Genomic DNA, 12317 nt, shown 5'->3' on the forward strand with positions numbered 1-12317 from the left:
AGGAAAAGTCTTTGCAAATCAATATTTGCTATGGTATACTATAAACCGAGATAACCATGTCATGTATATTTTGTGAAAAAGAGAGTGGGGAAACCCACTCTTTCGTGTTACTATCTACATTTTATTCATGTAGATAGTAAAGACATTTCTGTCGTATATACATATTTTGTTACAAGTTTTACTTCTTAAATTTGGTAATACTAAGACAGATATTCCCTGCTTAACGGCAGGGGCTTTTGTTAGCTAACGAGAAAGAATAAGATAGACCGTCTTTATGAACGGGATCTTTTCTTGTAAATGGTACATGGCGGCAGGAAGGAGGCTGTTTATGGATAAGAAAGTCACAGAAGTTGTAGAAGCATTTGCGCAGCCAATCGTTGAAGAGTTAAATCTTGAACTTGTAGATGTAGAGTATGTGAAAGAAGGACAAGACTGGTTCTTACGCGTATTCATCGATTCTGAAAAGGGAGTCGACATTGAAGAATGCGGTGCGGTAAGTGAACGTTTAAGCGAAGCTTTAGATAAAGAGGATCCAATTCCTCACCTTTACTTTTTGGATGTATCATCTCCTGGAGCAGAACGCCCATTAAAGAAAGAGAAAGACTTCCAGCAAGCGGTAGGAAAACAAGTGGCAATTAAAACATATGAGCCGATTGATGGCGAAAAGATGTTTGAAGGAAAGTTACTTTCCTACGACGGTACTACAATTACACTACTATTAACAATTAAAACACGTAAAAAAGAAATCCAAATTCCAATGGATAAAGTTGCAAATGCGCGACTTGCTGTTACGTTTTAGTAAGAAGGGGGATCTTCATGAGCACTGAGTTGTTAGATGCTTTGCTCGTATTAGAGTCAGAAAAAGGTATTAGTAAAGATATTATTATTGATGCGATTGAAGCAGCGTTAATCTCTGCTTATAAACGCAATTTTAACCAAGCACAAAACGTTCGTGTGAGCTTTAACCCAGAAGTGGGAACAATTCAAGTTTTAGCACGTAAGGACGTTGTTGATAATGTGTTTGATCCACGTCTTGAAATCTCTGTAGAAGAGGCAAGACAAATTAATCCAAACTACCAAGATGGCGACGTACTAGAAATTGAAGTAACGCCAAAAGATTTTGGTCGTATTGCAGCGCAAACTGCAAAACAAGTTGTAACACAACGAGTTCGTGAAGCAGAACGTGGTGTTATTTACTCAGAATTTAGTGATCGTGAAGAAGACATTATGGTTGGTATTGTACAACGCCAAGATGCTCGTTTCATCTACGTAAGCTTAGGTAAAGTAGAAGCTTTATTACCTGTAAGTGAGCAAATGCCAAATGAGCAATATAAGCCACATGATCGTATTCGCGTATTTATTACAAAAGTAGAAAAGACAACAAAAGGACCACAAATTTACGTATCACGTACACATCCTGGTCTTTTAAAACGTTTATTCGAAATGGAAGTTCCAGAAATTTATGATGGAACTGTAGAAATTCGCTCTGTAGCGCGCGAAGCAGGAGATCGTTCTAAAATCTCTGTGCATGCAGAAAACATTGATGTTGATCCAGTTGGTTCTTGCGTAGGACCGAAAGGACAACGTGTACAACGTGTTGTAGATGAACTAAAAGGTGAAAAGATTGACATCGTTCGCTGGTCAAATGATCCAGTTGAATATGTTGCAAATGCTTTAAGCCCATCACAAGTTGTTAAAGTACTTGTAGATGAAGATGAAAAAGCAACAACTGTTGTTGTTCCAGACCACCAGCTATCATTAGCTATCGGTAAGCGTGGACAAAATGCGCGTCTTGCAGCTAAATTAACAGGCTGGAAAATTGATATTAAAAGTGAGTCTGATGCGAAACAACTTGGAATTGTAACAGAAGAAGATAGCGTAATCGCATTCGGATTCGATTCAGTTGAAGACGAAATCGAATAGAGGTGATGAGTATGAGCAATCGAAAAGTTCCGTTACGAAAATGTATCGCGACGCAAGAGATGAAATCAAAACGAGAGCTCGTTCGCATTGTTCGTTCCAAAGAGGGCGAAGTGTCTATTGATTTATCTGGAAAAAAATCAGGACGAGGTGCATATTTGTCAAAAGATAAAGAATGCATTATGCAAGCCCAAAAGAAAAACATTTTGGAACATCATCTAAAAGCGAAAATCGACAGTTCTCTGTACGAAGAGCTTCTTGAGCTTGTTGAGAAGGAGTCGAAATAAGTGTCCGATTGGAAATCGTTTTTAGGACTAGCAAATCGCGCTCGAAAAATCATTTCGGGTGAAGAACTCGTTTTAAAAGAAGTACGAAGTGGTAAAGCAAAGCTCGTATTGCTTTCTGAAGATGCGTCAGCGAACACTACTAAACGTATCACGGATAAAACGACGTACTACAACGTACCAATGAAAAAAGTCGAAAATCGACAACAATTAGGGCATGCGATTGGGAGAGACGAGCGAGTCGTTGTAGCTGTGTTAGATGAAGGCTTTGCGAAAAAGCTACGTAGCATGCTCGATACAAATTACCGGGGGTGAAGGTATGAGTAAAATTCGAGTACATGAATATGCAAAAAAAAATAATATCTCAAGTAAAGATCTTATGACAAAACTTAAAGAGATGAATATCGAGGTTTCGAATCATATGACAATGTTAGAAGATGAAGTAGTAAATAAATTAGATAATGAATATAACACTGGAGCGGAAAAACCTTCTGTTGCAGATGAGTTTGAAGTAGAAGAGAAAGTTGTTCGCAGTAAAAAGAACAGCAATAAGAAAAAGAAAAAAGGCAAAGGAAATGAAGACAAACGTCAAGATAACTTTGCTGGAAGACAACAAACGCAAATAGTAGAAACACCAGATAAAATTACTTTCTCTGGAAGCCTTACAGTAGGTGAACTTGCTAAAAAGTTAAGTAAAGAGCCATCTGAAATTATTAAAAAGCTCTTCATGCTTGGAATTATGGCAACAATTAACCAAGACCTGGATAAAGATACAATTGAGTTAATTGCTACTGATTACGGTATTGAAGTAGAAGAAGAAGTAGTTGTAAGTGAAACTGAGTTTGAAACATTCATTGATGAGCAAGATGATGAAGAAAACTTAAAAGAGCGTCCAGCTGTTGTTACGATTATGGGACACGTTGACCATGGTAAAACAACATTACTTGACTCAATTCGTAATTCAAAAGTAACTGCTGGCGAAGCGGGTGGAATTACTCAGCATATTGGTGCATACCAAGTTGAAGTAAATGATAAGAAAATTACATTCTTAGATACGCCTGGTCACGCGGCATTTACAACGATGCGTGCTCGTGGTGCGCAAGTAACTGATATTACAATCCTTGTTGTTGCAGCTGATGACGGTGTTATGCCTCAAACAGTTGAAGCGATTAGCCATGCAAAAGCAGCTGGAGTACCAATTATTGTTGCTGTGAATAAAATGGATAAACCAGCGGCGAATCCTGATCGTGTAATGCAAGAATTAACAGAATATGAATTAGTTCCAGAAGCTTGGGGCGGAGATACAATTTTCGTACCAATTTCTGCAATCCAAGGCGAGGGAATTGACAACTTGCTAGAGATGATTCTTCTTGTAAGTGAAGTAGAAGAATATAAAGCAAACCCAAATCGTTATGCAACGGGTACTGTAATTGAAGCACAGCTTGATAAAGGTAAAGGAACTATCGCGACATTATTAGTTCAAAACGGTACACTTCGAGTTGGAGATCCAATCGTTGTTGGAACTTCATTCGGACGTGTTCGTGCAATGGTAAGTGATATTGGTCGTCGTGTAAAAGTTGCTGGTCCATCAACTCCTGTTGAAATTACAGGTTTAAATGAAGTACCACAGGCTGGAGATCGTTTCATGGCATTCGCTGATGAGAAGAAAGCTCGTCAAATCGGTGAATCACGTGCACAAGAAGCGTTAGTTGCACAACGTGGTGAGAAATCTAAATTAAGCCTTGAAGATTTATTCCAACAAATCCAAGAGAGCGATGTAAAAGAAATCAACTTAATCGTAAAAGCAGACGTACAAGGTTCTGTTGAAGCGATGGCAGCGTCACTTCGTAAAATTGATGTTGAAGGCGTAAAAGTTAAAATCATTCACACTGGTGTAGGTGCGATTACAGAATCTGATATCATTTTAGCTTCTGCATCTAATGCAATTGTAATTGGATTTAACGTACGTCCGGATGTGAACGCGAAGCGTACAGCTGAATTAGAGAACGTTGATGTTCGCTTACACCGCATTATCTACAAAGTAATCGAAGAAATTGAATTAGCAATGCAAGGTATGCTGGATCCAGAATTCGAAGAAAAAGTAATCGGTCAAGCGGAAGTTCGTCAAACATTCAAGGTAACAAAAGTTGGAACAATCGCAGGTTGTTACGTAATTGACGGTAAAATTACACGCGATAGTGGCGTTCGTATTATCCGCGATGGTATCGTAATTTTTGAAGGACAACTTGATACGTTAAAACGTTTCAAAGACGACGTAAAAGAAGTTGCACAAAACTATGAGTGTGGTATTACAATTGAGAGATATAATGACCTTAAAGAAGGGGACATCATTGAAGCATACGTTATGGAAGAAGTGAAGCGATGATTGTCGCTTCACTCTCATTCGAGTGTATGATTTACGATGTGCATTCTTTAAAAGAGAAACGGGCAATTTTGCAACGAGTGCTAACTCGTGTGAAACAGCGCTATAATGTAGCTGTTTCTGAAGTTGGGCATCAAGATGTATGGCAACGTACAGAAATTGCGATTGTTTCCGTATCCTCAAATCGTGTTATCTGTGAAAAAGAAATGAATCGTGTACTGGAGTACATCGATTCATTTCCTGAAATTGAACGTACGATAACACAATTGGAATGGTATTGAATGAGGTGAAGAGTTATGAAATTACGTGCAAACCGTGTAGGCGAGCAAATGAAAAAAGAATTAGGCGACATCATTAGTCGTAAAATTAAAGACCCACGTATCGGATTTGTTACAGTAACAGATGTACAAGTGAGTGGTGATTTGCAAATTGCCAAAGTATATATTTCTGTTTTAGGTGACGAAGAACAGAAAGAAAATACGTTAAAAGGTTTAGCGAAGGCAAAAGGCTTTATTCGTTCAGAAATTGGCCAACGTATTCGTCTTCGTAAAACACCGGAAATTACCTTTGAGTTTGATGAGTCTATCGGATATGGTCATCGAATTGATACACTTTTACATGAAATTAATAAAGACGGTAAACGTGAAGAATAATGGATAGACATTTGTCTATCCATTTTTTCAATGCAAAATAAGTTTTGGATATTTACTACGAAAGAATTATGATGAGGTGAACATATATGGAAGGTGTAGTATTATTACATAAGCCAAAAGGCATGACATCACATGATTGTGTATTTAAATTAAGAAAGATATTGCGAGAAAAGAGAATTGGTCATACGGGAACATTAGACCCAGATGTAACGGGAGTATTACCACTTTGTGTGGGGAGAGCAACGAAGATTGCACAATTTTTAACAAGTGAAACGAAAACATATGAAGGTGAAGTAACATTAGGGTTTTCAACAACAACAGAAGATGCTTCTGGTGAAGTTGTGGAGAAACAAGATGTAAACCGTGTTATTACACGTAAAGAAGTAGAAGAGATACTAGCGGAATTAACAGGCACGATTGAACAAATGCCACCAATGTTCTCAGCTGTAAAAGTAAACGGGAAAAAATTATATGAATATGCAAGAGCAGGACAAGAGGTGGAACGTCCAGTTCGTACAATTACGATTCATGAATTCGTATTACTTGATGACCGTGAAGTTTTTGAAGGAGAAAATATTTCATTCCGTTTCCGTGTAACGTGTAGTAAAGGAACATATGTAAGAACGTTAGCGGTAATGATCGGGGAGAAACTTGGTTTCCCATCACATATGTCTCACCTTGTAAGAACGGCATCTGGTGAATTTTTATTAGAAGATTGCATATCATTTGAAGAAATTGAAGAAAACGTGCAAAATGGAACAGTAGAGTCTATCTTCATTTCAATTGATGAAGCATTAAGTAAGTTTCCAAAAATGGTTGTAGATGAAAAGCAAGCAGAGAAAATCAAGAATGGTATGTTCTTAAAGAATGAATTAGAAATAACAGCACCATTTATTACAGTGTTTGATAAAAATGATCGTTGCTTAGCAATTTATGAACATCATCCGAAACATCCTGGCATGTTAAAGCCGATGAAAGTACTTGTGAATAATCAAGAACTAAAGCTATAATGAATTATTGGAAGGATTATTACAGAAAAAGGTGAATTCAAGCGTGAAACTTATTCATTTAACTCATCCACATGAACAAAATAAATTAGAATTACCACCTACTGTAATGGCATTAGGATTTTTTGATGGCATTCATTTAGGACATCAATGTGTAATTCGAACTGCGAAAAAAATAGCGGACGACCGAGGATATAAAAGTGCAGTTATGACATTTCATCCTCATCCATCTGTTGTTTTAGGGAAAAAGGATGCGCATGTGGAGTATATTACACCAATGCGTGATAAAGAAAAAATAGTCGAAAGCTTAGGAATCGATATATTATATGTGATTAAATTTGATGAATCATTTGCAGGGTTATTACCACAACAATTTGTAGATGATTATATTATTGGTTTAAATGTAAAGCATGTAGTAGCAGGGTTTGATTATTCATATGGACGTTTAGGAAAAGGAAAGATGGAGACTTTACCATTTCATGCAAGAGGGGAGTTTACACAAACTGTGATTGAAAAAGTTGAATTTCAAGAAGAGAAAGTAAGTTCTACAGCATTACGAAAGTTAATTCGAAATGGCGAAATGGAACAAATTCCATCTATTTTAGGTAGAGCCTATACTGTAGCGGGAACAGTTATACACGGCGACAAACGTGGGCGTCAAATTGGTTTTCCAACAGCTAATGTAGGTTTAAGTGATGAGTATTTATTGCCACCTGTAGGTGTTTATGCAGTGAGATTAAAAGTTCACGATGAATGGTACGATGGTGTATGTAATATTGGATATAAACCGACTTTTAAAGAAGATGGGCGCCAATTATCAATTGAAGTGCACTTATTTGAATTTAACAAAGATATATACGATCAAAATGTTACAGTAGAGTGGCATATGCGTATAAGAGAAGAGAAGAAATTCAATGGCATTGATGAGTTAGTTGAACAAATCGCAAAAGATAAGAAAACAGCACAAGAATATTTTGCGAGCGAAAAGAATATACTTGCTTTTTCAAATGAAAAGTAGTATTCTATGTTATGTACTTTATGACAACCATTGCTTGGCATTGCGACTCACCGACGCTTGCTAGGTAATTGGGGGTTTAATTAATAGGAGGTGAAATAGGATGGCTTTAACACAAGAGCGTAAAAATGAAATCATTGCACAATTTAGAACTCATGAGACTGATACTGGTTCTCCAGAGGTTCAAATTGCTGTCCTAACGGAGCAAATTAACACTCTAAACGAGCACTTACGTACTCACAAGAAAGATCATCATTCACGTCGTGGTCTATTAAAGATGGTTGGTAAACGTCGTAATTTACTAACTTACCTTCGTAATAGCGATATCACACGTTACCGTGAATTAATCACAAAGCTTGGCTTACGTCGATAGTCAAAGAAGCGGGAATATTCCCGCTTTTTTGTTAGGTAAAAATATATCTTCTACGCTTTATAGCTTACTTAATTTTAGGCAATACTAGAGGTAGAATATTGTGATATACTATCCATTTACATAGAAGAATTGAATACTTTAAATTGAGAGGGGTACTTAAATGAGTCAAGAAAAGCAAGTCTTCTCGATAGATTTAGCTGGTCGCCAGCTAACAGTTGAAACTGGTCAGCTTGCCAAACAAGCGAACGGAGCAGTATTAGTAAGATATGGCGATACAGCGGTTCTATCTACAGCAACTGCATCAAAAGAAGCTAAAAATGTAGATTTTTTCCCACTTACAGTAAACTATGAAGAGCGTTTATATGCAGTCGGAAAAATTCCTGGCGGTTTTATTAAGCGTGAAGGTCGTCCAAGTGAAAAAGCAATTTTGGCAAGTCGTTTAATCGACCGTCCAATTCGTCCGCTATTCGCAGATGGTTTCCGTAACGAAGTACAAGTTGTCAGCATTGTAATGAGTGTTGATCAGGATTGTTCTTCTGAAATGGCAGCTATGCTTGGTTCTTCATTAGCGTTATCGATTTCAGATATTCCATTTGAAGGTCCAATCGCTGGTGCGACAGTTGGTCGTATTAATGGCGAATTCGTTATTAATCCAACAGTAGAACAGCAAGAACAAAGTGATATCCACTTAGTTGTAGCTGGTACGAAAGATGCGATTAACATGGTTGAAGCAGGAGCAGATCAAGTGCCTGAAGAAACAATGTTAGAAGCAATTATGTTTGGTCATGATGAAATTAAACGTTTAATTGCATTCCAAGAAGAGATTGTACAAGCTGTAGGTAAAGAGAAATCAGAAGTGAAACTTTATGAAGTTGACGCTGATCTTAATCAAGCTGTACGTGAAATGGCTGAGAAGGATATGCATTCTGCAATTCAAGTACATGAGAAACATGCACGTGAAGATGCAATTAACGAAGTGAAAAAGCGTGTAATCGAGCATTACGAAGCTGTGGAAGCTGACGCTGATACATTAGGACAAGTAAATGAGATTTTATATAAAATTGTAAAAGAAGAAGTACGTCGTCTTATTACAGTTGAAAAAATTCGCCCAGATGGCCGTAAAGGTGACGAAATCCGTCCTTTAGCATCAGAGGTTGGTATTTTATCTCGTACACACGGTTCTGGTTTATTCACACGTGGACAAACACAAGCATTAAGTATTTGTACATTAGGTGCATTAGGCGATGTGCAAATTTTAGATGGTCTTGGTGTAGAAGAATCAAAACGCTTTATGCACCATTACAATTTCCCATCATTTAGTGTTGGTGAAACAAGACCGATGCGTGGACCAGGTCGTCGTGAAATTGGTCACGGTGCACTAGGAGAGCGCGCACTTGAGCCTGTAATTCCATCTGAAAAAGATTTCCCATACACAGTACGCCTTGTATCTGAAGTATTAGAATCAAATGGTTCTACTTCACAAGCAAGTATTTGTGGTAGTACTTTAGCAATGATGGATGCGGGTGTTCCACTTAAAGCTCCAGTTGCAGGTATTGCAATGGGTCTGGTTAAATCTGGTGAGCATTACACAATTTTATCTGATATTCAAGGTATGGAAGATCATTTAGGTGATATGGACTTTAAAGTAGCAGGTACAGCACAAGGTGTAACTGCGCTGCAAATGGACATTAAAATCGATGGTTTATCACGTGAGATTTTAGAAGAGGCATTACAACAAGCGAAAATTGGTCGTGTGCACATTCTAAATCATATGTTATCTGTTATTGCAGAGCCACGTACTGAATTATCAGCTTACGCTCCAAAGATTATTACAATGACAATCAACCCAGATAAAATCCGTGACGTTATTGGACCAAGCGGTAAACAAATCAATAAAATTATTGAAGAAACTGGCGTTAAAATTGACATCGAGCAAGATGGTACAGTATTCATTTCATCAATAAATCAAGAAATGAACGACAAAGCTAAGAAGATTATCGAAGATATCGTTCGCGAAGTACAAGTAGGTGAGATCTACGAAGGAAAAGTGAAACGTGTTGAGAAATTTGGTGCTTTCGTTGAATTATTCAGCGGTAAAGATGGATTAGTTCATATTTCTGAACTTGCACTTGAGCGTGTAGGTAAAGTAGAAGACGTTGTGAAAATCGGTGATGTAATTACAGTTAAAGTTATCGAGATTGACAAGCAAGGTCGCGTAAATCTATCTAGAAAAGTATTGCTAAAAGAAGAGCAAGAAAAAGAAGCTGCTAAAGAAGAAAACAAACAAGAGCAGCAATAAGTAAAAGCCAGTTAAACTGGCTTTTTTTGTTATGTAAAAAACATGATGTTCATATATTTTTATGTCGGTATAGGTATAGTTTTCATTATAACGCTCAAATTAACAAAGATAAGAAGAAAATGTTTTTATATAGTTAATTTGGGAGGGTTTATATGAAAGTTCGTATATTGGCATACATATGTATATTTTCTTTATATGTCAGTTTAGGCTCTTATTCTGTTTTTGCACAAGATAACTTGCATGAAGAAATTCAAAAGCATGCAAAACAGTATGAGATTGCACCTCAAAATGCGATGATTGATAAAATATGGAAGGCAACACCTGGATATAATGGAAGACAAGTGGATATTGAAGCATCGTATAATAATATGAAGAAGCTAAAGGAATTTGATCAAAAATATCTTGAATTCAAAGAAGTCTCACCGAGTGTTCATTTGGAAGATTTATCACCAGCTCCAATTTATAGAGGGCATCCAAATAAAAAGATGGTAGGATTAACAATAAATGTGGCATGGGGAAATGAGTATTTGCCTCGCATATTAGAAATCTTGAAAAAGCATGATGTGAAGGCCACTTTCTTTTTAGAAGGACGTTGGGTGAAAGAAAATTTGCGGTTTGCAAAAATGATTGTCGATGCAAAACAAGAAGTTGGAAATCACTCATACACACACCCTAATATGAAAACGTTATCGTCAGATGAAATACGAGATCAGTTACAAAAAACAAATCGAATGATAGAAGTAGCAACGAATCAAAAAGTAAGATGGTTTGCCCCGCCGAGTGGAAGCTTTCGAGATGAAGTCGTAAAGATTGCAGATGATTTTCAAATGGGAACGATTATGTGGACTGTAGATACGATTGATTGGAAGCGACCTGAGCCGGATGTACTATTGCAGAGAGTAATGAGAAAAATACATCCAGGTGCTATCATATTAATGCATCCTACTTCGTCTACAGAAGAGGCTTTAGAAACAATGATTATAAAATTGAAGGAACAAGGATATAAAGTGGGGAATATAACTGAATTACTGGATGAAAAACGTGTGGATTAAATACATTTGCATGACATTCATCCTTAAACTTGTTATCATTAAATAATAGCGTTTTATTTAGAGAAACTGGCAGTAGGAGGAAAGTTTTTGATTAAAAAATATACTTGTAAAAATGGTGTAAGAATAGTTATGGAGAATATACCAACTGTAAGATCGGTTGCAATTGGTATTTGGATCCATGCGGGATCAAGAAATGAAAATGAAAAAAATAATGGGATTTCTCACTTTTTAGAGCATATGTTCTTTAAAGGGACAGAAACACGTAGTGCACGAGAGATTGCAGAATCATTTGATAGCATTGGTGGTCAAGTGAATGCATTTACTTCAAAAGAATATACTTGTTACTATGCAAAAGTATTAGATGAGCATGCTAAATATGCTTTAGATGTTTTAGCAGATATGTTCTTTAATTCAACATTTGATGAGGAAGAACTGAAAAAAGAGAAGAATGTCGTATGTGAAGAAATTAAAATGTACGAAGATGCGCCAGATGATATTGTGCATGATATGTTAACGAAAGCAACATATGAAACGCATCCACTTGGATATCCTATTTTAGGAACAGAAGAAACGCTTAATACGTTTACAGGTGATACGTTACGTCAATATATAAAAGATCATTACACACCTGAAAATGTAGTTGTATCAGTTGCAGGAAATATTGATGAAGCATTTTTACAAACAGTGGAGCAATATTTCGGTAGTTATGAAGGAACAACAAACCGTGAACAAGTACATAGCCCAATTTTCCATTTCAATAAGGTAGCCCGTAAAAAGGAAACGGAACAAGCTCATTTATGTCTAGGATATAAAGGCTTACAAATGGGACACGAAGATATTTATAACTTAATTGTATTAAATAATGTTTTAGGCGGTAGCATGAGTAGCCGTTTATTCCAAGAAGTACGTGAGCAACGTGGATTAGCTTACTCGGTATTTTCTTACCACTCTTCTTATGAAGATACAGGTATGTTAACACTTTACGGTGGAACAGGTAGCCAACAATTAGATACACTGTATGAAACAATGCAAGAAACATTAGAGACATTGAAAAATACAGGTATTACAGAAAAAGAGCTTATGAATAGTAAAGAGCAATTAAAAGGAAACTTAATGTTAAGTTTAGAAAGTACAAATAGCCGTATGAGTCGTAACGGTAAAAATGAATTGCTTCTTCGTAAACATCGTTCACTTGATGAGATTATTGAAAGTGTAAACACTGTAACAAAAGAAAATGTGGACGGATTAATTCGCAACATGTTTACTGATGAATTCTCTGCGGCACTTATTAGTCCAGACGGAAAACTTCCAAAAGGAATAAAACTATAATC

At 36.7% G+C, this 12317-nt stretch carries 13 protein-coding genes; all 13 read left to right on the plus strand.

Annotated features, from left to right (window positions below):
• The first annotated feature begins 328 nt into the window (after positions 1–328).
• The 13 genes from rimP to ATL10_RS16775 all read left to right on the plus strand — a co-directional run bounded on the left by rimP (position 329) and on the right by ATL10_RS16775 (position 12315).
• On the plus strand, positions 329–799 hold the full coding sequence (gene rimP / locus ATL10_RS16715) for a ribosome maturation factor RimP (protein ID WP_000359095.1): 471 nt from the start codon (positions 329–331) through the stop codon (positions 797–799).
• Between the two features lie 17 nt (positions 800–816).
• Positions 817–1923: a transcription termination factor NusA gene (gene nusA / locus ATL10_RS16720; protein WP_000102598.1), complete on the plus strand. Its 1107-nt coding sequence runs from the start codon at positions 817–819 to the stop codon at positions 1921–1923.
• Positions 1924–1934: 11 nt separating this feature from the next.
• Entirely contained in the window at positions 1935–2207 is a 273-nt protein-coding gene (gene rnpM, locus ATL10_RS16725; RefSeq protein WP_000071125.1) for an RNase P modulator RnpM, read from the plus strand.
• Entirely contained in the window at positions 2208–2519 is a 312-nt protein-coding gene (locus tag ATL10_RS16730; protein WP_001286522.1) for a YlxQ family RNA-binding protein, read from the plus strand.
• A gap of 4 nt (positions 2520–2523) precedes the next feature.
• Positions 2524–4590, plus strand: coding sequence for a translation initiation factor IF-2 (gene infB, locus ATL10_RS16735; protein WP_000036347.1), 2067 nt, complete (start codon positions 2524–2526; stop codon positions 4588–4590).
• A complete protein-coding gene (locus tag ATL10_RS16740; RefSeq protein WP_000634349.1) occupies positions 4587–4868 on the plus strand; it encodes a DUF503 domain-containing protein in 282 nt (93 codons plus the stop codon). Before infB ends, ATL10_RS16740 begins: the two co-directional genes overlap by 4 nt.
• Before the next feature lie 15 nt (positions 4869–4883).
• Entirely contained in the window at positions 4884–5240 is a 357-nt protein-coding gene (gene rbfA, locus ATL10_RS16745; protein ID WP_000776437.1) for a 30S ribosome-binding factor RbfA, read from the plus strand.
• A gap of 86 nt (positions 5241–5326) precedes the next feature.
• Positions 5327–6250 carry a tRNA pseudouridine(55) synthase TruB gene (gene truB, locus ATL10_RS16750; protein ID WP_110497168.1) on the plus strand — a complete coding sequence of 308 codons (924 nt, stop codon included), beginning with the start codon at positions 5327–5329 and terminating at the stop codon, positions 6248–6250.
• A 43-nt stretch (positions 6251–6293) separates the two neighbouring features.
• Entirely contained in the window at positions 6294–7265 is a 972-nt protein-coding gene (ribF, locus tag ATL10_RS16755) for a bifunctional riboflavin kinase/FAD synthetase (RefSeq protein WP_098507929.1), read from the plus strand.
• Between the two features lie 100 nt (positions 7266–7365).
• Positions 7366–7635, plus strand: a complete 270-nt coding sequence (rpsO, locus tag ATL10_RS16760) for a 30S ribosomal protein S15 (protein WP_001229392.1) — start codon at positions 7366–7368, stop codon at positions 7633–7635.
• Positions 7636–7795: 160 nt separating this feature from the next.
• Positions 7796–9934, plus strand: coding sequence for a polyribonucleotide nucleotidyltransferase (gene pnp, locus ATL10_RS16765; protein ID WP_097924678.1), 2139 nt, complete (start codon positions 7796–7798; stop codon positions 9932–9934).
• Between the two features lie 152 nt (positions 9935–10086).
• Entirely contained in the window at positions 10087–10986 is a 900-nt protein-coding gene (locus ATL10_RS16770) for a polysaccharide deacetylase family protein (protein ID WP_090977196.1), read from the plus strand.
• Between the two features lie 87 nt (positions 10987–11073).
• Entirely contained in the window at positions 11074–12315 is a 1242-nt protein-coding gene (locus tag ATL10_RS16775; RefSeq protein WP_000593001.1) for a M16 family metallopeptidase, read from the plus strand.
• The last annotated feature ends 2 nt before the right edge of the window (positions 12316–12317 follow it).

The organism is Bacillus sp. 196mf, assembly GCF_003217275.1.
GTDB lineage: Bacteria > Bacillota > Bacilli > Bacillales > Bacillaceae_G > Bacillus_A > Bacillus_A thuringiensis_S.